We start from the raw sequence: 23,408 nt of genomic DNA on the forward strand, positions 1-23,408 counted from the left end.
CAAGCAACCTTCCTTGCCAATCCGCATGAACTCGGCATTCTACACCCAAGATCATGGAAAAAACGTCACTAGTGTGTGCTGACCATTGAGTGTGTCGCAGACGACTCTGTCGACAGTGAATCGTCGGTTTTTTGATCCACCTTTTGTGACAGAGCGAGCTCGAGCACTTCATCAATCCAGCGAACCGGATGGATCGTCAGAGCATCCTTGATATTTTCAGGGACCTCCTTGAGATCGCGACGGTTCTCCTCGGGTATTAGCACCGTCTTTATACCACCGCGCCTGGCCGCCAGCAATTTCTCCTTGAGCCCACCGATCGGCATGACTTCGCCTCTCAGGTTGACCTCACCGGTCATCGCAACGTCGCAACGCACAGGACGGTTGCAGAAAGCCGAGACCATGGCGGTCACCATGGCGATACCCGCGCTGGGGCCGTCCTTGGGGGTGGCTCCCTCCGGCACGTGGATATGCAGGTCTTCCTTCTCGAACCGCTCGGGATCGATCCCCAGCGCCTCGGCGCGGGCCCGCACCACCGTCTGGGCGGCACTCACCGACTCCTTCATGACGTCACCCAGTGAACCGGTCTTGTTGAGACGCCCCTTGCCAGGCGTCACCACCGACTCGATATTGAGCAACTCACCTCCCACCGAGGTCCAGGCGAGTCCGGTCACACGACCGACCTGGTCCTGCTGGTCGGCCAGACCGTAGCTGTAACGCCGCACGCCAGCGTAGGCTTCGATATCCTCGGCCGCCAGCGTCTGCGAGCCCAGGGCGCCTTCCTTGCCTTCCTTCTCGAGCCGCTCACGCAACACCTTGCGACTGACCTTGGCGATCTGCCGCTCGAGCTCGCGAACGCCGGCTTCGCGGGTGTAGTAGCGAATCAGCTCCAGCAGCGCATCCTCACCAAAGCTCAGCTCATCTTCCTTGAAGCCGTTAGCGGCCAGCTGCTTGGGCACCAGATAGCGCGTGGCGATGGCCAGCTTCTCATCCTCGGTGTACCCCGGGAGGCGTATCACCTCCATGCGGTCCAGCAGCGGCCCCGGAATATTCATCGAGTTGGCGGTACAGATGAACAGGGTTTCCGACAGATCGTAGTCCAGCTCCAGGTAGTGGTCACTGAAGGTGTTGTTCTGTTCGGGGTCCAGCACCTCAAGCAGCGCAGACGCAGGATCTCCACGATGGTCCATGCCGACCTTGTCGACCTCGTCAAGCAGGAACAACGGGTTCTTCACCCCCGCCTTGGCCATGCGCTGGATCGGCTTTCCGGGCAGAGAGCCGATATAGGTCCGGCGATGCCCACGGATTTCCGATTCATCACGCACGCCGCCGAGGGCCAGACGCACATACTTGCGATTGGTCGCCCGGGCGATGGACTTGCCCAGCGAGGTCTTGCCGACGCCGGGAGGCCCCACCAGACACAGCACCGGCCCCTTGAGCTTCTTGACCCGCTTGTGCACGGCCAGATACTCGAGGATGCGTTCCTTGACCTCATCCAGTCCATAGTGGTCCTCGTCGAGCACCTTCTGGGCATTGATCAGATCGTGCTTGACCCGGGTACGTTTCTTCCACGGTACCGACACCAGCCAGTCGAGGTAAGAGCGCACCACCGTCGCCTCCGCCGAGGAAGGTGACATCATGCGCAACTTGCCGAGCTCCTGGTTGGCCTTGTCGGCGGCCTCCTTGGGCATCCCGGAGTCCTTGATGGCCTGCTCGTACTTGTCGGCCTCGTTTGGCGCGTTCTCGAGCTCGCCCATCTCCTTCTGGATGGCCTTCATCTGCTCGTTGAGGTAGTACTCGCGCTGGGACTTCTCCATCTGGTCCTTGACCCTGGAGCGAATGCGCTTCTCTACCTGCAGCAGGTCGATCTCGGCTTCGATCAGCGCCATCAGGTGCTCGATACGATCGCGGACGCGATCCATCTCGAGCAATTCCTGCTTGTCGCCGATCTTCAGCGACAGATGGGCGCAGATCGTATCCACCAGGCGGCTGGGATCCTCGATCCCGGACAGCGAATTCAGTACCTCGTTGGGCACCTTCTTCGACATCTTGACGTACTGCTCGAACTGGTTGAGCAGCACCCGCACCAACGACTCCTGCTCACGCTCGCTCAGGGGCTCGCTGGAACGCAGTATCACCTGGGCCGTGGAGTAACCCTCTTCGGCTACCGAGATCTCACCGATATCGGCGCGAGACTCGCCCTCGATCAGCACCTTGACGGTACCGTCCGGGAGTTTCAGCAGCTGCATGATCTCGGCTACCGTGCCGATGGCGAACAGATCTTCGTCATCGGGATCATCCTTGCTCGCCTCACGCTGGGCGACCAGCAAGACCCGCTTGTCATCCGCCATGGCGGCTTCCAGCGCTTGAATCGACTTCTCTCTGCCGACAAACAAGGGGATGACCATCTGCGGGTATACCACCACGTCACGCAGTGGCAAAAGGGGCAGACTCATAGTCTGTTCGGCGTTCTGCTGCATCGCAGACGTTCCTCAAACTTAGCGGGTGAAACCTAAGGGGATGGGGGCAGCCCCGAGGCATTGCAAGGGGAAACGCCTAGCCGAATCGCCATCGAAGGCTCCGGCAGACAAAGGGGCCGCGTCTGCGGCCCCTTTTGACGGCGTCGCGGGAAGCGCTGACGGACTAGCCGTCGGTGCCGTCCACGCGAGTGTCTTCCTCAGCGTCGCTGGCCTGGCTGTAGATCAGCAGGGGATCACTCTCCCCACCGATGACAGAGGCGTCGATAACCACCTTGCTGACGCCCTCGAGAGAGGGAATCTCGTACATGGTGTCGAGCAGCACCGACTCGAGAATCGAACGTAGGCCACGGGCGCCGGTCTTGCGCGCCATTGCCTTGTGGGCCACCGCGCGCAGGGCATCCTCGCGGAAGTCCAGCTCGACGCCTTCCATGTCGAACAACCGAGCGTACTGCTTGACCAGCGAGTTCTTCGGCTCGGTCAGAATCTGAATCAGTGCGTCTTCGGTCAGCTCGGTCAAGGTTGCGATGACCGGCAGACGTCCGACGAACTCGGGAATCAGGCCGAACTTGACCAGATCCTCGGGTTCCACGTCCAGCAGCAGATCGCCGACACCCTTGGTCTCATCCTTGCTCTTGACCTCGGCATTGAAGCCAATGCCACCGGTCTCGGCACGATCCCGGATAACCTTGTCGAGGCCGGCGAAGGCACCGCCGACGATAAACAGGATATTGCCGGTATCGACCTGCAGAAACTCCTGCTGCGGATGCTTGCGACCACCTTGCGGAGGCACCGAGGCCGTGGTGCCCTCGATCAGCTTCAACAGCGCCTGCTGCACGCCCTCGCCAGAAACATCCCGGGTGATCGACGGATTGTCCGACTTGCGCGAGATCTTGTCGATCTCGTCGATGTAGACAATGCCACGCTCGGCCTTGTCCACGTCGTAGTCGCACTTCTGCAGCAGCTTCTGGATGATGTTCTCGACATCCTCGCCGACGTAGCCCGCTTCGGTCAGCGTGGTGGCATCGGCGATGGTGAAGGGAACATTGAGCAACCGCGCCAGGGTCTCCGCCAGCAGAGTCTTGCCGCTACCGGTGGGCCCGATCAGCAGGATGTTCGACTTGCCGAGCTCGACCTCATCCTTGCCACTGTGACGCAGACGCTTGTAGTGGTTGTACACGGCCACCGACAGCACCGTCTTGGCGCGGTCCTGACCGATCACGTAGTCGTCGAGGGTGTGTCGAATTTCGCGCGGAACGGGCAGACGCTCCTCGTCGCTCTCGGCATCGGCATCGAGAACTTCTTCGCGAATGATGTCGTTGCAGAGATCGACACACTCATCGCAGATATAAACGGACGGACCGGCGATCAGCTTGCGTACTTCGTTCTGGTTCTTGCCACAGAACGAACAATACAGAAGCTTGCCGTTGTCGTCCTTGCCTTTGCCGTCGGCCATTCGCGTACCTCTCTGGCAGCGGTGGCCCCAGGGGCCACCGGTAATCACGTAGTCATCGCGCGAGCTATCACGCTATCAGGATGCCGGGCGCTTATCCAGCACTGCGTCGATCAGGCCATACTCCGCGGCCTGGGCGCCGTTCATGAAGTTGTCGCGATCGGTATCCTTGGCGATGGTCTCGATATCCTGGCCGGTGTGGTGCGCCAGGATCTGGTTCAGTCGCTCGCGGATGCCCAAAATTTCACGGGTGTGAATCTCGATGTCCGAGGCCTGCCCCTGATAGCCACCCAGCGGCTGGTGGATCATCATCCGCGAGTTGGGCAGGCAATAGCGCTTGCCAGCGGCACCACCGGCCAGCAGCAGGGCTCCCATGCTCGCCGCCTGACCGATACAGACGGTCGAGACGTCAGGCTTGATGAACTGCATGGTGTCGTAGATGGACATCCCCGCCGTCACCGAACCGCCGGGCGAATTGATGTAAAGGTGGATGTCCTTGTCCGGGTTCTCGGACTCCAGGAACAACAGCTGGGCGACCAGCAGGTTGGCCATATAGTCTTCGACCGGCCCCACCAGGAAGATCACCCGCTCCTTCAACAGCCGGGAGTAGATGTCGTAGGCACGCTCGCCGCGGGCGCTCTGCTCGACCACCATGGGCACAAGGCCGCCGGCAGCGTTGATATCGAACTCGGTGTTCATGAGGAGATGTCCTTGTTTCCTTGCGTGACAAAACGACGAAGCCGGCCCGACGGGGCCGGCCAGGAGAGGCGCCTCAAGCGTCCTCGCCTTCCTCCGCCTCGTCGCCCGGCTGCTGCTGCGCGGCAGCCAGGGCCTGCTGGTAGGACATTTCCACGTCCTTCACATTGGCCTGATCGAGCAAAGCGTCGACGGCCTTTTCTTCCAGCAGTGCAGACTTGACCTGGGTCTTCATCTGCTCGTTGCCCATATAGTACTCGACGACCTGCTCGGGCTCCTGATACTGCTGTGCAAGCTCCTCGACCTTTGCCTTGATCTCGTCGTCGGAAGCATCCAGCTCGTTGACCTTGATCACCTCAGCCAGCAGCAGACCGACCTGCACGCGGCTCTTGGCCTGTTCGGTAAACAGCTCGTTGGGCAACTGGCTGACGTCGAAGTCCTCGCCCAGACCAAACTGCTGCGCCGCCTGACGCTTGAGGCCATCGACCTCCTGCTGGACCAGCGACTCGGGAACGGGGATCTCGTTGGCCTGCTTGAGGGCCTCGAGCACCTGCTGCTTGACGCGATTCTCGACCGCCTGGTCAGCCTCACGGCTCATGTTCTTCTTGACCTCGGCGCGGAACGCCTCGACGTCACCACCTTCGACACCGAATTTCTCGATGAATTCCGCATCGACTTCCGGCAGCGCCTGGCCCTTGACCGCGTTGACCTTGACCTTGAAGGTCGCTTCCTGGCCGGCCAGCTGCTCTGCCTGGTAGTCCTCGGGGAAGGTCACGCTGATGACCTTGTCCTCACCCGCCTTGGCACCTTCGAGCTGATCCTCGAAGCCGGGGATGAAGCTGCCGGAACCCAGCACCAGATCGTGGCTCTCGGCGCTGCCGCCTTCAAACGGCTCGTCACCCAGGAAGCCCTGGAAGTCGATATTGACCTGATCGCCCTGCTCTGCAGCACGCTCAACCTCTTCCCAGGCAGCGTTCTGCTTGCGCAGCGTCTCGATCATCTCGTCGACGTCGGCATCGGTCACTTCAACCACCGGACGCTCGACCTCGGCGCCTTCAATGGTCGCCAGCTCGAACTCAGGATAGACCTCGAGGGTGGCCGTGAACTCCAGGTCCTTGCCGGTCTCGTTGACGGTGGCTTCGATCTGCGGGTAGCCGGCCGGATTGAGCTTCTCATCGGTAATGGCGCGAACATAGCGCTCACGCATGACCTCGCCCACCACCTCGTTGCGCACATCAGCACCATAGCGCTGGCGGATGACCGACATCGGCACCTTGCCCTTGCGGAAACCGTCGAGACGAACGTTCTTGGCGGCATCCTTGAGACGGGCGGCGACGGCCTCGTCGATCTCGGCGGCCGGCACCTGGACGTTGATGCGGCGTTCGATCTGGGAGGTCGTATCGACGGAAACTTGCATGAATAATCCTCTACCGACTGGGGGCGTACTGAAAAATTGAAAACGTCAAAGGGGAGATTCTAAGAATCCCGCCGGGCACTGGCAAGCGCCAACGCCCACAACATGGGGCCTGGCATGTCTTTTACAAGGGGCTATCGGAAAATTCGTGGCCACCGAATGACGACACGACCGCCGCCGAGGGCGAAACACAGGCACGACAAAACGCCGGACAAGCAACTTTGCCTGCCAGCTTCAGATTCGACAACGACTTGTTCAAGAAAGAAACTCGGGGAAGGAATCAGGTTGATGGGGTGGATGATGGGGATCGAACCCACGACCACCGGAGCCACAATCCGGGGCTCTACCACTGAGCTACATCCACCACAACCTGTCAGCTACCGAACCCACGTTCGGGCTTGACCACACTTGCATCGCCTGAATGGGGTGGATGATGGGGATCGAACCCACGACCACCGGAGCCACAATCCGGGGCTCTACCACTGAGCTACATCCACCATATCAGGACAATACCGCTACAACCTTTGCCCGAGCCTGTCAAAAGCAGCTACCAGCAAACTTCACTGGCGCGCCCAGCAGGACTCGAACCTGCAACCTACGGCTTAGAAGGCCGTTGCTCTATCCGGTTGAGCTATAGGCGCATTCTACAGAACCGAACTCTTCACCACAACCCGCTTTTCGAGAAAAACTTCTTCTCCAACAAGCTGTTGTGGTCGGGGTGGAGGGATTCGAACCCCCGACATCCTGCTCCCAAAGCAGGCGCGCTACCAGACTGCGCTACACCCCGCCGGCCAGCCGCTCGGCCATGCAAACCGCCGAAGCAGTCTCTGCAAGCGCTGCGTATTCTACGGAACTTTCCCGCCAAGTCAACAGGCTACCGAGACATTCCTGTTGTCATTCGGGCTCAAGCTTTGCCTGGATGGCGGAGCGTGCGAAAATCCGTGGCCGCCAATTTCATCCAGCACACCAACTTCTGACCGAGGGAACCCCATGACCGCCCAGCTCATCGATGGCAAGTCCATTGCCGCCACAGTACGCCAGCAGGTCGCCCGTCAGGTACAGGCGCGGATCGATGCCGGAGAACGCATCCCGGGGCTTGCTGTGGTGCTGGTCGGTGAAGACCCCGCCTCCCACGTCTATGTACGCAACAAGCATCGCGCCTGCGAGCAGGCGGGTATTTCATCTGTTCAACACGCCCTGCCCGCTTCCACATCACAGGCAGAGCTCGAAGCCCTGGTCGACCAGCTCAACGCCGACGCATCCATCGATGGCATTCTGGTTCAACTTCCGCTGCCCGACCACCTGGACGCTCGCCCTATCCTCGAGCGCATCCTGCCAAGCAAGGACGTGGACGGCTTCCATCCCTACAACCTGGGACGGCTGGCCCAACGTCTGCCGCTGCTGCGCCCCTGCACCCCCAAGGGCGTGATGACGCTGCTGCATCACTCGGGTCTGGCGGTGCGAGGCCTCGACGCCACGGTGGTCGGTGCCTCCAATATCGTGGGACGGCCGATGGCACTGGAATTGATGCTGGCGGGCTGCACGACCACCGTCTGTCACCGCTTTACCCGTGACCTCGAGGCTCAGGTACGCAAGGCGGAACTGCTGGTGGTTGCGGTCGGAAAACCAGGACTGGTGAAAGGCGAATGGGTACGTGACGGCGCGATCGTCATCGATGTGGGCATCAATCGACAGGAAGATGGGCGCCTGGTGGGCGACGTCGACTTCGACGAGGCCGCCCGACGTGCAGGTCACATCACACCGGTCCCGGGTGGCGTTGGCCCGATGACGGTAGCCAGCCTGCTGGAAAACACCTTGATGGCCGCAGACATTCATGACGGCCAGCATCGCGAAACTCCCGACGGCTGAACCTGCACTTGCGACATCCATGCGTGATGGACTCAATTGACGTAGCATCGCGCCCATCCAACACAGGATCACGGAGACACTCCATGAGCGACAAGAAGATGAATGTCGAGAGCTTCAACCTCGACCACACCAAGGTTCGCGCCCCCTATGTGCGTCTGGCAGATATCAAGACCGGCGCCAACGGCGATCGCATCCACAAGTATGACTTGCGGATTTGCCAGCCCAACAAGGAGCACATGGAGATGCCTGCCCTGCACTCCCTGGAGCACCTGTTGGCCGAGCTGTCGCGCAACCACTCGGACAAGGTTGTCGATATCAGCCCCATGGGCTGCCAGACCGGCTTTTATATCGCCATGATCAACCACGACGACTACGACGACGTGCTGGCACTGATCGAGGGTACGCTCAACGACGTGCTGTCGGCGACCGAAGTTCCTGCCTGCAACGAAATGCAGTGTGGCTGGGCCGCATCCCACAGCCTGGAAGGCGCCCAGGAGCTGGCAAAAGGCCTGCTGGCCAAGCGTGACGAGTGGCACCAGGTCTTCGCCTGAGCCGAGGCTCCACCTCAAGAGGAATCGCATGAAACGCATTGGCATCATCGGAGCCATGGCGCAGGAAGTCGCCCAACTGGCGGCCCAGCTGGAAGACGTCAGGACCCGCACCCACGTCGGCTCCACCTTCTACATCGGCCGCCTGCATGGGGTCGAGGTCGTACTGCTGCAATCCGGGATCGGCAAGGTCAACGCCGCCATCGGGGCGACGCTGCTGCTGGACAACTACCAGCCCGAGGCGATCATCAACACGGGTTCCGCAGGCGGGTTCGGCGAAGGACTGTCGATCGGCGACGTGGTGGTGTCCAGCGAGGTGCGCCACCACGATGTCGACGCGGTGGTATTCGGCTACGAACATGGCCAGGTGCCCAATATGCCGGCGGCCTATCTCCCGGATGAACGCCTGGTTCGGGTGGCACGGGACTGCGTCGAAGGCATGGCTGAGGTCAAGGTGGTCGAGGGCCTGATCGCGACCGGCGACGTCTTCATGGCGTGCCCCGATCTTGTCTCGCGCACCCGCAACCGCTTTCCCACCATGCTGGCGGCAGAAATGGAGGCGGCCGCGATTGCCCAGACCTGCCACCTCTACGGTTGCCCCTTCGTGGTGATTCGCGCCTTGTCCGATATCGCCGGGCAAGGTGACAACCACCTGTCCTTCGAGGAATTCCTCGAGCAGGCGGCTGATCACTCCAGCCGTATGGTGACGGCAATGGTGCAACGGCTGGCGTCACCGCAACCTGCCGTTGACCGACAGCAGCCGGCCTGACAACTCTGTCTCGCCAGAAAGCACTGCCGTCATCCTGACAGCACGCCCGGCTACAGCCGGGCGTGCTGCCACTCGCTCAACCGATATCCGGCTGTGAACTCTCCAGCAGCCTGACCAGAAAGTCGTCACTGCTTCCGTCCATGGACACCCCCGTTAGCGTCACCTGAACATCCGCATTGCTGCCGTCCTGCAAGAGCCCTCCATCGAGCTTCACGTGGACCACGGTGTCTTCGCCATCTGCGATGGCCAGGACCTTTTCACCACCTTCCAGATCACCAATGTCTTCGAGCAACTCTCTTAGATCCAGCATATTGCCCAAGACATCGACCGCAGTGGCGTAGGAGCTGTCAGCGCTGGACGCAGGCTCTCCCAGACTCCAGGCCAGCTCATCCTCTTCCGCCAACAGCGGTAGCGCGGCTGCTCGGCTTGACCCTGCCATCGCGGCCCCGAAGCCCTCCGGATCGATGCCGGTGATGGTTGGCGTATCGTCATTGATCACCACCTCAAGCGTCCCGCTCACTGTCGAGCCATCCTTGTCGGTAGTGGCGTAGCCCAACTCGAGCGACAGATCGCTTTCCTGGCCGCCCTTCGGGTGGTCGACATCCTTGCTCAGGTAGACCACCACATCACCGGCCTCGGCATCCACCAGACTAATGGTCAGGACCCGCTCGCCATCAGCATCATTGCCCATCACGGTGTAGCCGTCTGAACTCACCACAAACTCGACTGGAGAGTCTCGGCTGGTCAACTCAGGCAGCCCGTCGAGATCCCAGCGGAAAGCACCCTGCACGGCAGCACCATCAGCCCCAGCGTCGAACCCGAGGTTGGCGCTCGCGCTGTCGTTGCAGCCGGTGTTCACCACCTCGGTTCCCGGGGCGTCGCCGGGACCGCCGGCGATACCTTTGGGCAGGCTGTGCTCGTCGAGCAGGCCCTTTCCCCTATCTACTCGAGCCACTCGCGTCGGCACTGTTACCAGAACACTCCCCTCTTCAAGGCGATCTCCCGCCAAGGCCACCTTCAGATTTCCTTCGGCGTCTTTTATCCAGACGCCTCCTGAAGCGGCGACGATTACGGCATCTTCCATGACACTTTACCTGTCCCTAATGCGATTTCATCCATACAACACTAAAAATGACAGGCAAGGGAGCACACGCACCGTACTAAAGAACAATCCTCGCACAAACGAAGGAAGAAATAGCGAAGCTGCAAAGCAAAACATGACAAAGCGTCAGCAGCTGGATCATGCCTCCTTTCCCGGCTTCGCTCGGACCACCACAGCCATCTCTGGCTGCTTCTGAAGGAAAGTCCTGCTGTTGATACTCGAATGTGAACTGACGCATACAAAAAGGGCCTGGCATCGCCAGGCCCTTTTGCAAAACGCATCGTCACTCGACGATCAATTGTCCATCATCAAGCATCTGCTGCAGCACCTGTTCACCACTTCCGGCCACACCGAGGCCGCCCAGTTCGATGGTCAGATCAGCGTTGTTCCCGGACGCGTCAATCCCGCCATCGGTCTTGATTTTCAGGAGAATATCCTCGCCTTCGTCGACAGCCACCAGATAGCTGGACAGGTCCGACGCAGCGCCATCGATCAACAGACCGCTCAGATCGAGCTTGTCAGCTTGATCGGTGGTTCCGAGAGTGAAGTCCTCGATACGATCAACAGAAGGGACCTCGGCGTCTGCGGCATCCCATACAAATTGATCACTATCCAGGCCTCCCCACAGAACATCGTCTCCTTTACCGCCCACCAGAACATCCTGCCCTGCCCCGCCTATCAGGACATCATCGCCCTCTTCACCATATAGCTCATCGATACCACCGTCCTGGCGCTCAAGGTTCATCAGTGAATCTACGTTGGCCAGAACATACGCCTTGACCTCATCAGTCGTTGGCGCGGTGCCATTGCCAAAATCGGGAGACCACTTCAGAAACTCATAGAGGCCTTCATAACCTAGACCATTGTGCTCACCCGATGAAAACTCCTCCCCGGAATCGCCGTTAACCCATTCGAGATCATCGGAGTTGACCGTGTCACCGAATACAAGATCATCCCCCGCCCCGGCAAACACCTGGTCACTCCCCAAGGGTTCTAGATCCGAGGTACTTGACCCCGTATCAAGAGCAAGATTTAGATCTTCCTCGGTGTTGACCACGTTGATCTCACCGGCGGAGCCGGTATAGGTATTGCCGTCTTCCAACGCAGTCTCGACGTCACCCGCCAGGATGTCGGTATTGTCAAAATGGCGGATGTAATCAACCAGACTATCTTCCCCTATGCCGATCCCGTGGACCGAATCAGCCACTTCGAGCAGTGCTTCGAAGGACGCCACCGATTCCTCCACCGCCACAAGAGAACCGGGCTCCAGCGGTTCGGGTATCACCAGCTTGCCATCCTCGTCCAGCCAGATTGTCGGTAGCCCGTCGGTGACAAAGACCGCCGTTGACTCGAAGCTGTTGATATCCGACATGCGGGTGAAGAAGTCCGTACTGGCAACGAAGCCTGCATCGAAATTGGTGGATCCCTTGGCTTCCATACCGAGGATATAGGCCCTGGCCGCAGCCAGGTCAGCACTACTGAAGTCTTCGAACACGACAGGATTTCGTGCTACGCCGTCGAAATCGATCAGTTGAAGATTCAAGGTACCTTCGAAGTCTGCCAGGGTCTCGAGCTGTCGCAGCATTGCTGCCTTCAGCAGCTCGAGGCGGGTATAGTTGCCCGATCCATCCGGCCTGGGCGTATCGACTTCTGCATTCATGCTGACCGACGAGTCGAGAATAAAGGAGAGGTTATAGTTGCCTGCTGGGTCGATGATGATCGTTGCCCCACCCTTGTCCGCGATGACGACATCGTCGCCCCCACCCGTGGTGATAGTATTGTTGGCATTGTTGCTCACCACGAGCTCGCCCGGGCCTGACAGGATCAAGGAAAGCTCACCGGACGCCTTGTCACCGTCGCCATCGGCAGCCTCGAGGGGCAGCGGCACCGATGCGTCTCCTGGCGCAGCCCCACGGACGATGTCCACGCTGCCAAGCCCAAAGGGTTCACCGTTCCCGCCTTCGATGATGATGGCCTGGATGCCCTCGGCGCTGTTGATGACAAACGACCAGCCATCCTGCAAGCCTTCAACCTTGAGATCCCCATCGATGACATCGATCTGAACCTCCGACGTCACATCCACGCCCCGTTGATCGAGAATGCGCAGGTCCCCGGCCGACAGCGGCAGAGGCTCATCTTCCCCCTGCTGTGACGAGTAGGCCCGGGCACTGAGCAGCAGGGTGGCTCGCGCGTTGTCAGCGCCAGCCATCGAGATACTCTGGCGAAACTCGCCGACGCGCACATGTGAGTCCCAGGACACCACACCGCCGGTTTCCTCGGCCCCCGCGACCATATCGACACGCAGCTGGTCTCCTTCATCAATCTGTCCCGCCCCGACGATGAGTGATCCGTCGGCAATCGCAACGCCGGCCACCGCGGAGAACACCAGCTGCGAATCAAGACCGCCCTCGGAGACATCCAGCACACCCTGGGTCGCGCTCTGCGAAATGGCGGTCGCCACGATGTCACCATCAAGCCGAATGAAAACAGACAGCTCACCTTCCCCGACAACGAGACGGGCCTGATTGCTTGATTCATCCAGCACCACGCTGAAGCCTACCTGTCCGGTGGCTGTCACCGCCTCCAGCTCGACCCCATTGTCGGCCAGCCTCCAGGACAGTGGTCCGCCATCCAACATGATGGTGTTGCCATTGACGTCTTCCACCGGCGCCTCATCCAGCGCACCGTCGAAGCGGATCGGGGCCCCTTGCCCATCCGCACCATACCCGCCCGGAATTGCCAGTTCTCCAGTGCTGCCATTTTCAAGCAGTAAAGCTTCCGAGACGATGCCCTCCGGCGCATCATCATCGATGCGAATGTCGAGCTGGCCGGATGCCTCGCTACCGTCAACATCGGCGACGGTGTAACCGACCGACATGGCCAGATCGTCCTCGGTGGAATTTTCCGGATGGTCGAGCGGACGCAGCAGGCTCACCTCGAAGGCACCGCTGGCGAGGTCTGTCAGGGTGATGCGCAGCGCCTCTTCGCCCGCTGCCGTGGCCGCCACCAGGCTCAGGCCATCATCCGACACGGCAAAATTCAGCACCTCACCGCGGGAGCTCAACGCCGGCAGACCCACCTGCGACCAGGCGAAGGCGCCGGTGCCTGCCGGGCCGTCGTCGCCGAAGTCGTAGCCGAGCGCACCGGTGATGACCGTGGCCTCGCCCGCGACATCGCCATCACCGCCAGGGATACCGCCATCCAGGCCATCCTCATCGAGCACCACCTCGTCCGGTGCCGCATCCGGATCACCGCCATCCGTTGGGGTGGTAGGCCCCGATGCGTCCAGGATCTCGCCACTGATATCCAGTTCGACGATGTCACCGTCACCATCGGTCACGCGAAGCACGACATCGACGTTCTGCGGCGTACTGTTGTCGAGTCCGCTGGCTGCCGTAAAGGACCAGCTACCGTCACCTCTCAGGGTCAGGTCGCCCTGCGCCAGGGTCAACGTGGTCTGCTCGTCACTGCCAGGCAGACTGGAAAAGCTCAGGGGCGCCCCATTGATCAGTACGTCGATGACGGAGAGTCCATCCGCGCCGGGGCTCAGAGACCAGTTGCCTTCGACGGTGGCGCCCTCGGCCACCTGGATAACGCCTGAGCTGGCGTTGGCGTCGATCAGGGTGTTCCCCGTGGTCACCGACGCCACCGGGGTATCATCATCGATGCGAATGTCGAGCTGGCCGGAAGCCTCGCTACCGTCAATATCGGCGACGGTATAGCCGACCGACATGGCCAGATCGTCCTCGGTGGAATTTTCCGGATGGTCGAGCGGACGCAGCAGGCTCACCTCGAAGGCACCGCTGGCGAGGTCTGTCAGGGTGATGCGCAGCGCCTCTTCGCCCGCTGCCGTGGCCGCCACCAGGCTCAGGCCATTATCCGACACGGCGAAATTCAGCACCTCACCGCGCGAGCTCAACGCCGGCAGACCCACCTGCGACCAGGCAAAGGCGCCGCTGCCTGCCGGGCCGTCGTCGCCGAAGTCGTAACCGAGCACACCGGTGATGACCGTGGCTTCGCCCGCGACATCGCCATCACCGCCGGGGATACCGCCATCCAGACCGTCCTCATCGAGCACTACCTCGGCAGGCGCCGCATCCGGATCACCGCCATCCGTTGGGGTGGTGGGCCCCGATGCATCCAGGATCTCGCCACTGATATCCAGTTCGACGACGTCACCGTCACCATCGGTCACGCGAAGCACGACATCGATGTTCTGCGGCGTACTGTTGTCGAGTCCGCTGGCTGCCGTAAAGGACCAGCTACCGTCACCCCTCAGGGTCAGGTCGCCCTGTGCCAGGGTCAACGTGGTCTGCTCGTCACTGCCAGGCAGACTGGAAAAGCTCAGGGGCGCCCCATTGATCAGTACGTCGATGACGGAGAATCCATCCGCGCCGGGGCTCAGAGACCAGTTGCCTTCGACGGTGGCGCCCTCGGCCACCTGGATAACGCCTGAGCTGGCGTTGGCGTCGATCAGGGTGTTCCCCGTGGTCACCGACGCCACCGGGGTATCATCGTCGATGCGAATGTCAAGCTGGCCGGATGCCTCGCTACCGTCAATATCGGCGACGGTATAGCCGACCGACATGGCCAGATCGTCCTCGGTGGAATTTTCCGGATGGTCGAGCGGACGCAGCAGGCTCACCTCGAAGGCACCGCTGGCGAGGTCTGTCAGGGTGATGCGCAGCGCCTCTTCGCCCGCTGCCGTGGCCGCCACCAGGCTCAGGCCATCATCCGACACGGCGAAATTCAGCACCTCACCGCGGGAGCTCAACGCCGGCAGACCCACCTGCGACCAGGCAAAGGCGCCGCTGACTGCCGGCCCGTCATCGCCGAAGTCGTAGCCGAGCGCACCGGTGATGACCGTGGCCTCGCCCGCGACATCGCCATCACCGCCGGGGATACCGCCATCCAGGCCGTCCTCATCGAGCACTACCTCGGCAGGCGCCGCATCCGGATCACCGCCATCCGTGGGTGTGGTCGGGACTGTTGCGTCGAAGATCTCGATACGCTGGTGAGCATCGGCTTGATCACCGTCTCCGTCGGTCTGTACCAGACTGAACTCCACCGACGGTGATGCTCCCTGATCGAGTCCGACGGCAGCGGTGAATGACCAACTTCCATCAGCCTCCACGATCAACCGTCCTTCCTCGAGCACGATCTCCTGTCCCAGCGCAAAGGACTCATCGATGCCAGCGACCGACACAACGAGACTGGCCACACCATCGGCACCATCAACGGCGCTCCAGCTCCCCTCGATGGTACTGCCTTCCCCCACCTCGGCGGGACCGCCCAGCTCGATGCCGGGAACATCATCGAGAATCAGCACATCCAGGCTGGCAGTGCGGCCGTCACCATCGACATCCGTCACCGTCACTTCGATCTGCTCCAGGAAGCCGCCATCGGTGGCCCCCTGCGTCTCGTCATTGTCGACGGTACTGGTCAGCTCAAAGTGGTAAAGCACGGTCCCGCCAGTGGCGTCACCCTGAAAACCATCAAGCCAGAGGATGCCATGGGGCGTATCGAGGGACCTGGGAGTCCCCTCCAGGGCCTGAAGGTCCGCCAGCGTCAAGGAGAGCGTCCCTCCCAACGTCAGCGCGCCGAGACCATCGGGAGTGTCGAAGTTGAAACTGCTGGACTGCGCCAAGGCGTCCGCCGATGGACGACTACCCTGGGCTAGCGCAGACTCTCGTACCACGAGCTCGGCACCTTCCAGCCCCCCCGGAAGATCACCAGCGTCTGGGTCTATACCAGAGCCGTCTGGACCACCTTCCAAGCCGCCTAGGCTGACATCGTTGTCTTCTTCCTCTTCGCCACCGTCCTCGCCAGGGTTGTCGCCATCGACGATATCTCCCAGGAATAGTCGGGGTTCCTGTCCATCGGACGAGTCCAGGCCGTACTCGAAGGCGAGTGGAGAAACCTGCTCGAGAATACGCAAAAGACGGACGAAAGAATGCCCATTGTCGTTGCCGGGGCCAGCACCCGGACCCGCGTCAGGCTCGTCGAAGACATCGAAGAGGTCCCGGCCCGATTCCAGCACCTCGAACACCTCTTCCAACTGCTCGTCCTGCAGCAGCGAAGCCTGAATCAACTCGGACGGGACAGTCTGCGCAAGAAGCAAATCATCTGAGGGAAACGATTGGGCGTCGCCCTGGCCCAGCGGCATTTCCATTGTCTCGCCTGATTCAAGCACCAGCGGTAGCTGTCCTGAACTTGACGAAACAACCACTCGCCCGTCATCTCCGGCGACAAGTCGCTGGCCTGGCTGCAGCACATCGCCGGGCCTGGCCACCCGCTGTTCGCCTGCCTGGTCGACAATCCACACACTTCCTGCGGTAGCAATGATATTCATGGGTTTAGCCCCGTGCTTTCTGCTTATTGGGTTTCCACAGAAAATAGGGGCGGCCCCGTGCGGGCGATACTGTCTAGTAGGTCAAGTGGGAGAGTTCTCCATCGGAACAACCCACAAATGCACAGTTAAGAAGTGTTTATTGCAAAATATAAAGATAATCTCTTACTTCAACCAACGACTTTCCCAGACCGAAAAGTAACGGCACTATTCCAGGGCTCTATTTCCGGAGTAAGGTGCAGAGGCCGAGACGCCAGCACTTGACGACATCAGATCAACCGTTCTACCACAGAAAAAGGGGGCAAAAAGCCCCCTTTAAACTGTCGCGCGGTAATGACCACTTCTTTCGCCGTCAACGATCCCTGGAGAGGCGCAGGATCAACTGCATCCGATCCTTGACCCCCAACTTGCGGAAGACTGCCCCGAGGTGGGCCTTGACGGTTCGCTCGGTAATACCGAGCTCTCGCGCCACCAGCTTGTTGCTTTGGCCCTCCGCCACAGCCAGCGCAACATCCTTCTCGCGCTCGGTCAAACCTTCCAGCAAGTCGTGGTGCACGGCAGGCGCCCCACCCATGGCCTTGAAGACACCGCCCACCAGGCTGTCCATCAACTCGGGCCAAAGCCAGATGCCCCGGTGCCTCACCACGACATCGACCTGACGCAGCACTTCGGGGGTAGAAAGCGCGTGGACATAGCCCCTGGCGCCAGCGGTGAAGGCTTCATACGCTTCTGCGGAATGCGGGTTGAAGGACAGCACCGACACCAGCACTCCCTTGCTGGCCAAACGCGTGCACAGTCCCGTCCAGTCGCCGCCTTCAACCACTACCCAGGCGAGATCGCCCTTGACGGCATGGTCGATGACACTGTGAGGAGCGACCACTTCCAGTTCACTGAAGGCATCATTCCAGCGCGGTACCTCGCTACTTCCTTGGTAGACCAGGTATCGAGTCATCACCGCTCTCCCATCGCGTTACCCCAGGCGCGCAGTACCGGCTTCAGCAGGAACTGCATCACCGTTCGCTTGCCGGTCAGGATATCCACCTGAGCGGTCATGCCCGGGATGACATCCACCGCTTCGGCTTCAGCGCTGTCTTCGGTTCGCACTCGAACCCGATAGTAGGTGTTTCCCTCTTCATCGGTAGTAGTGTCGGCGCTGATGTGCTCCAGCTGGGCATCCAACCCGCCATAGATGGAGAAGTCATAGGCCGTCAACTTGATGGTCGCAGGCAGGCCCGGGCGTAGAAACGCGATGTCCTGCGGCGCGATCTTGGCCTCGACCACCAGGGCGTCGTCTGTCGGGACGATATCCACCACCTCCTGACCGGGCTGAGCCACCCCGCCGATCGTATTGATCGCCAGACGCTGAACGACACCATCGACCGGCGAGCGTATCTCGGAGAGACGCACCCTGTCCTGAAGCCCCTCGCTGGACTCGTCCAGGGCCGACAGTTCACCCAGGGTCGCCGACAGCTCCTGACGCCACTCATTGCGCGCCTTCGCATCGACCTCACGAAGCTCACCCAGCGCCTCCTGAATCGCCGACTCCAGCCGCGACACCTGAGCCGTCGCTTGATTGCGCTCACCACTCGCCCTGGAGACCTCACGCTGCAAGCGCAGCACTTCAACCTCTGAGACCGCCCCGCTGGACAGCAGAGGGCGCGTCATGTTGAGTTCCTGACTGGCAAGATTCAGCTCGCGACTGGCTGCGTTGCGACGCGCAGTCGCCTCGTTGAGCTCCGCCCGGCGCTGTGCCAGTCGCTCCTGCAGTATCTGCTTCTGCTCATCCAGCGTTTCCAGACTACTGTGGTATAGCTCGCGCTCACGGGAGACGATATTGGGCGCCTGCTCGATCAATGCCTCCGACGGAGAGAAGTCCGACCCGGTAGCCAGCGCCCTCAGTCGCTCGGCCTTGGCTTGCAGGGTTTCCGCCTTCGCCCGGTTCTCGTTGAAGTTCGAGAGAAAACGCGTCGGGTCGATGCGCATCAGCAGATCGCCGGTGGAAACAAAATCACCTTCGCTGACGCGAATCTCCTGAACCACGCCTCCATCGAAGCTTTGCACCCGCTGAAGCTGGCTGGAGGGTATGACCCTGCCGCTACCGCGTGTCACCTCATCGATCGGCGCAAAGCAGGCCCAGACGATCACGCAGATGATCGCTACGACAACCATGTACAGCATCAGCCTGGCGCGCAGAGGATCCTGCTGCATTCGCGCCCAGTCTGCGTCGCTCGCCCAATCTCTGTTGAGATGGGATGCGCTGACGCGACGCGCAAACAACCGGTCGATAAAGGGGCGAAAGACTTTGCCACCTTTGCGTGATACGCGACCGACGCCTTCGAATCCCTTCTGTTCGGCACTCTTGCTGGACATCAGCTGGCCCTCCCGATCTGGCCTTTGCGCAGCGCATCCATGACGCTGTCACGCTCACCATCTGCGACCACCTTGCCAGAGTCGATGACCACGATACGATCCACCAGCGACAGCAGTGACGTGCGGTGCGTCACCACCACCATCGTCTTGCCCCCAGCGTAATCCTTGAGGTTGCGCTTGAAGGCCTCCTCGCTGGCGTGGTCCATGGCGCTGGTCGGCTCATCCAGCAACAAGATCGCCGGGTCGTGCACGATGGCTCGCGCGATCGCTACCGCCTGCTTCTGACCACCCGAAAGCATCTGTCCGCCTTCGCCTACCTGCAGCTCGACGCCCTGAGGGTGTGTGCTGACGAGTCCATCGAGCCCACTGATACGGATGGCCTTGAGCAGCAGATCGTCATCCACCCCTTCGCTGCCGGCACCGGCGATGATGTTGTCCTTCAGTGAGCCGTAAAACAGGCGAACGTCCTGAGGCACATAGCCGATATGTCGCCTCAACTGCAGAGGGTCGAACTGACGAATGTCCACATCGTCGATCAGCACCGCTCCCGACGTCGGCTGGTACAGACCGAGCAACAACTTCTGCAACGTGGTCTTGCCACAGCCAACTCGCCCCAGCAGCGCCACCTTCTGGCCTGGTGCTACCGACAGAGAGACGTCGCGAAGGCTGTCATTCTCGGCCTGGGGGTAGCGGAAGGTAACCTTGTCGAACTTCACCAGCCCCTTGACGGCGGGACGATCGATGTAGCTCTTTTCCTCACGTTCCACCGGCATTTCCATCACTCTATCCAACGACTCCAGGGCCGTGGCCGATTGATGATACTGAGCCAGCAGTGCGGCGGCCTGACTGACCGGTGCCAGCGCACGAGACGACAGCATATAGGCAGCGATCAGCCCGCCCTGGGAGAGATTGCCGTCGATGATCAGATAGACGCCGATAAGGATGACGCAGATACCGACGGTATTCTGGGTCCACTGGGCGATACTGGTGACCGAGGTTCCGAGAAACTTCAGCTGAGCGCCGGTACGCGAAAGGAAGGCACTGGCCTGCTCCCATTGCCCCTGAACTCGGCTCTCGCCCCGCAGCGTCTTGACCGTCTCGAGCTGGGAGACCGATTCCACCAGAGTGGCGTTACGTTGCGCCCCTACCTTCAAGGTCGTTTCCGACAAGTCGTGCAGCTTTCCCTGGGCACCGAGGGCGTAGAGCAAGATAAACAGCACGCCAACCACGATAGGAATGACCAGTGCAGGTCCTATCAGGCCAATGATGGCGATGAACATCAGAACGAACGGCAGGTCCACCAAGGCGATCACGGTGGCGGAGCCGATAAAGCTCCGAACCGACTCGAAGGATTACAGCATCGAGACAAAGGAACCGGTCGAGGCAGGCTTGGCCTCCATCCGCATCCCCATGACGCGAGACATGATACGCGACGAGAGCTTGACGTCAGCTCGACTGGCCGCAAGATCGACAAAGCTCGAACGCATCAACCTGAGCGTCAAGTCGAATGCCAGTACGATCAATGCACCGATGGACAACACCCACAGTGTCTCGGTGGCGTGATTGGGCACCACGCGGTCATAGACATTGAGAACGAACAGGGGCATCGCCAGCGCGAAGATGTTGATGGCGACGGAGCCCAGTATCACGTCACGGTAAAGGCGTCTGTTTTCCTTGATCACGCTCCAGAACCAATGCCCAGAACGTTTCTCGTTGACATCCTTCGACCGGGCGTCGAAACGGAACCGCGGCCGCGTATAGATCGCCGTCCCGCTGTAACGTTCGTGAAGCTCGTCCAGCGAGATTTCTACCGACGCCTGCCCCAATTCGGGGTAAATCACCTGAGCGGTACGCGCCTTGACATCGATATCGAGCAATGCGCAGGCGCGCCCCGGCTCCAGCAACAGCACGACAGGGAATAGCGCAGGATTCAACTGAACGAGGCGACTCTTGACGAGTCGCGCCGTCAGCCCGGCACGTTCCGACGCCCGGGGAAATATCCCTGGCGTCAGTGCACCATCTTCCAACGGCAGCCCGGCTGTCAGGGAATCCGCACTGACATCATGCTCGTGATAGTGAGCAATCGACAGCAGCACTTCCAGCAACTCATCCTTGACTGGGCCTCTGTCTTCGTCCTGCTCCTGCGCTTCAGGTGTTGTAAATTCTGCTTCATCCGCAACTCGTGAATCGTCCACGTAAACCTCTCTGTCGGCCGATGGCTGTACCAGAACGCCCTTTCCGTGCGACCCGGCCTATCATCCCTGCTGTCGTCACGGCTTCCTTTGCGGCAATGCAAGGACCAGAACGTGGCAGTTGCATCCATATTCCGGGAAATGGCGTCCCCGATAAGCGAGGACGCGATCATCCACTGAGCTTCTAGCCCTCCAGGCCGCGACCGTGTTCCCCTCGCGCCCAGGCAAGGGACACACTGTCATCACCGGCGGAACCAGGCAATGCCCCCATGTCCAGATTCTCGCCACTGCGTTCAAGTGTGATCTCCACTCGACGGTTCTGGCGACGACCTTCGACGGTGTCGTTGGACTGAACAGGCCGATGCGAGCCATAGCCCCGGGTTTCAATCAGCGAAGCACTGACGCCCTGGCTGACCAGGTACTGGCCCACCGCTGCCGCTCGATTACGCGACAGTGGATCATTGATGGCATCGGTACCCGAGATGTCCGCATGGCCAGCGATGAATACCCGGACCAGGTCGTTACGGCCACGGATACGGTCGGCCAACGCACTCAGTTCCTGCTTGGCGCTCGCGCTCAGCACGTAGCTGTTGATCTCGAACAGAGCGTCCGCAGGCATGACGACGTCCGGAGCCCGTGTGGAGCCGGTGAGCTCCTCGATGCTGTAGGACCGCGGACCTACCGCCGGACAGACGATATCCGGCGTGATCGACACACCGTTGCTGTCCAGCTCGGCGAGGCTCGGCAGTCCATCCTTGCGTACCTCCAGCACCTCCAGCAGGCTACCGGTGGCACGCAGGGTGCGCGCATCTGCCAGAGCAACGTCATACTGCGCGTTCACATAGGCACGACTCGCCTCGAAGTACTCATTCTCGATGTCCAGCAGGTCGAGCAGCGAACGCTGACCGATATCGAACTGCTGCTTGTAGGCTCCGCGTACGCGATCGGTCGTCTGACGGTGCTCGTTCAGGTATTCCAACTGGTCGCGCAGACGACGGGTGTCGTTGTAGGCGATGGTGGTGGTCTGACGAATGTCGACGCATGCCTTGTCACGCAGATTGACCGCCTGCTCGACGCGATCACTGGCGGCGCGGAACGACGCCAGGTCGCTGCCGCCGCGATACAGATTGAGGCTACCCACCAGTTCGATGCTGTGACGGTCTTCATGATCATTGTCGGAAATGAAGTCGCCGTCGGTGTCACTGCCCTTGTAGGTACCACTGCGGCCCACCAGGTCAAGCCTGGGATGGAAGGGCGACTTGGTGCCTTCACGCTCGGCGCGGGCGGCCTCGATGTTCTCGATGGCGGCATGGAAGTCCGGGTTACCCTCGTAGGCTAGCTGCAACGCCTGGGCGACGTCAGCGGGTAGCTGCTCGGCAAAGGTCGGCGCCGGCGCCAACGCTTCCGGCGGCAATTCGCCCACCAGACGCTGGAATCGCGCAGACACATCGTGCAGGTTGGAGGCTTCGGTGATCAGATTCGATTCGGCCAGTGCCAGACGACCGCTGATCTGCTCGAGGTCGACGCGACGACCGGCGCCGGACAGCGCACGGGCCTCGATCTGCTGGTAGACCTCCAGGTGCTTCTGATAGTTGTCCTGGGCCAGGCCCACCAGGCGGCGGTAACGCTGAACATCAAGATAGGCATTAGTTGCGTCCAACGCCGCGTCCTGACTCGCCCCCAGCAGCTCGTAGTAGCGTACCAGTTCTGCCCGGCTCAGACGCTCGACCTCGCTGGCGGTGGCGAAGCCGTCATAGATCATCTGGTTCAGCGTCACCTCGACATAGTCGGTGTCGTAGCTGCCCTGTTGATCGTTCTGACGATCCTCGAGGCCGACGCCTGCGTTGACGTCAATCTGAGGCAGATAGCCCCCAAAGGCCACCCGCTCATCGTGGCCCGCCGCCTGGAAACCATTCCAGGCGGCCAGCACCTCAGGATTGGTATTGATGGTCTGCTCCACGACGTCACGCAGGGTCGCCGCACCGGGCGATGTCGTGCCAGGCGGCAATGTCTGCGCGTCCTGGGCCATGACACCTGACCCCATCAGCATTGACGTAGAGGCCAATGCGATGGCACTGACCAGCGGCCGCACCATGGAAGAGCGAGGTTCTCGGCGGATCGTTTTCATTCGTGTTCCCTTAATTATCAATGGCCGCAGCCAGTACAGTTGAA

The 23,408-nt window shown here is 60.8% G+C and carries 12 protein-coding genes, 4 tRNA genes and 1 pseudogene; 3 read left to right on the forward strand and 14 right to left on the reverse strand.

Going from position 1 to position 23,408, the window contains the following annotated elements:
* Nucleotides 1-68: 68 nt before the first annotated feature.
* From lon to NH448_RS07535, 8 genes are all read right to left on the reverse strand, one after another.
* Nucleotides 69-2,477, reverse strand: a complete 2,409-nt coding sequence (gene lon, locus NH448_RS07500) for an endopeptidase La (protein ID WP_045993750.1) — start codon at nucleotides 2,475-2,477, stop codon at nucleotides 69-71.
* 163 nt (nucleotides 2,478-2,640) lie between these two features.
* Complete coding sequence (gene clpX, locus NH448_RS07505) at nucleotides 2,641-3,930, reverse strand: ATP-dependent Clp protease ATP-binding subunit ClpX (RefSeq protein ID WP_045993751.1); 1,290 nt, start codon at nucleotides 3,928-3,930, stop codon at nucleotides 2,641-2,643.
* A gap of 75 nt (nucleotides 3,931-4,005) precedes the next feature.
* Nucleotides 4,006-4,626, reverse strand: a complete 621-nt coding sequence (gene clpP / locus NH448_RS07510) for an ATP-dependent Clp endopeptidase proteolytic subunit ClpP (RefSeq protein ID WP_045993752.1) — start codon at nucleotides 4,624-4,626, stop codon at nucleotides 4,006-4,008.
* Nucleotides 4,627-4,699: 73 nt separating this feature from the next.
* Nucleotides 4,700-6,040, reverse strand: coding sequence for a trigger factor (gene tig / locus NH448_RS07515; RefSeq protein WP_045993753.1), 1,341 nt, complete (start codon nucleotides 6,038-6,040; stop codon nucleotides 4,700-4,702).
* 286 nt (nucleotides 6,041-6,326) lie between these two features.
* A tRNA-His gene (locus tag NH448_RS07520) sits at nucleotides 6,327-6,401 on the reverse strand.
* 58 nt (nucleotides 6,402-6,459) lie between these two features.
* Nucleotides 6,460-6,534, reverse strand: a tRNA-His gene (locus NH448_RS07525).
* A 67-nt stretch (nucleotides 6,535-6,601) separates the two neighbouring features.
* Nucleotides 6,602-6,678, reverse strand: a tRNA-Arg gene (locus tag NH448_RS07530).
* Between the two features lie 69 nt (nucleotides 6,679-6,747).
* Nucleotides 6,748-6,824: transfer RNA gene (locus tag NH448_RS07535), tRNA-Pro, on the reverse strand.
* 203 nt (nucleotides 6,825-7,027) lie between these two features.
* Here NH448_RS07535 and folD point away from each other — a divergent pair.
* The 3 genes from folD to mtnN all read left to right on the forward strand — a co-directional run bounded on the left by folD (nucleotide 7,028) and on the right by mtnN (nucleotide 9,223).
* Nucleotides 7,028-7,906 (forward strand): bifunctional methylenetetrahydrofolate dehydrogenase/methenyltetrahydrofolate cyclohydrolase FolD, encoded by an 879-nt coding sequence (gene folD, locus NH448_RS07540; RefSeq protein ID WP_045993754.1) that lies wholly within the window; start codon nucleotides 7,028-7,030, stop codon nucleotides 7,904-7,906.
* An 83-nt stretch (nucleotides 7,907-7,989) separates the two neighbouring features.
* Nucleotides 7,990-8,457: an S-ribosylhomocysteine lyase gene (locus NH448_RS07545; RefSeq protein WP_045993755.1), complete on the forward strand. Its 468-nt coding sequence runs from the start codon at nucleotides 7,990-7,992 to the stop codon at nucleotides 8,455-8,457.
* Between the two features lie 28 nt (nucleotides 8,458-8,485).
* Nucleotides 8,486-9,223 (forward strand): 5'-methylthioadenosine/S-adenosylhomocysteine nucleosidase, encoded by a 738-nt coding sequence (gene mtnN / locus NH448_RS07550; protein WP_045993756.1) that lies wholly within the window; start codon nucleotides 8,486-8,488, stop codon nucleotides 9,221-9,223.
* A 76-nt stretch (nucleotides 9,224-9,299) separates the two neighbouring features.
* Here the strand turns inward: mtnN and NH448_RS07555 are convergent, their stop codons facing one another.
* From NH448_RS07555 to NH448_RS07580, 6 genes and pseudogenes are all read right to left on the reverse strand, one after another.
* Entirely contained in the window at nucleotides 9,300-10,307 is a 1,008-nt protein-coding gene (locus tag NH448_RS07555; RefSeq protein WP_124804794.1) for a DUF5801 repeats-in-toxin domain-containing protein, read from the reverse strand.
* 301 nt (nucleotides 10,308-10,608) lie between these two features.
* Complete coding sequence (locus tag NH448_RS07560; RefSeq protein ID WP_253028640.1) at nucleotides 10,609-16,677, reverse strand: retention module-containing protein; 6,069 nt, start codon at nucleotides 16,675-16,677, stop codon at nucleotides 10,609-10,611.
* A gap of 349 nt (nucleotides 16,678-17,026) precedes the next feature.
* On the reverse strand, nucleotides 17,027-17,626 hold the full coding sequence (locus NH448_RS07565) for a response regulator transcription factor (RefSeq protein WP_045993759.1): 600 nt from the start codon (nucleotides 17,624-17,626) through the stop codon (nucleotides 17,027-17,029).
* Nucleotides 17,626-19,044, reverse strand: coding sequence for an HlyD family type I secretion periplasmic adaptor subunit (locus tag NH448_RS07570; RefSeq protein ID WP_045993760.1), 1,419 nt, complete (start codon nucleotides 19,042-19,044; stop codon nucleotides 17,626-17,628). The genes NH448_RS07565 and NH448_RS07570 overlap by 1 nt, the downstream gene beginning before the upstream one ends.
* Nucleotides 19,044-21,149 (reverse strand): annotated as a pseudogene (locus NH448_RS07575) (type I secretion system permease/ATPase). Before NH448_RS07575 ends, NH448_RS07570 begins: the two are co-directional and overlap by 1 nt.
* 271 nt (nucleotides 21,150-21,420) lie before the next feature.
* On the reverse strand, nucleotides 21,421-23,364 hold the full coding sequence (locus NH448_RS07580; RefSeq protein WP_249742783.1) for a TolC family outer membrane protein: 1,944 nt from the start codon (nucleotides 23,362-23,364) through the stop codon (nucleotides 21,421-21,423).
* Nucleotides 23,365-23,408 lie beyond the last annotated feature (44 nt).

The organism is Halomonas sp. OfavH-34-E (genome assembly GCF_024124525.1).
GTDB classification, from domain to species: domain Bacteria; phylum Pseudomonadota; class Gammaproteobacteria; order Pseudomonadales; family Halomonadaceae; genus Halomonas; species Halomonas litopenaei.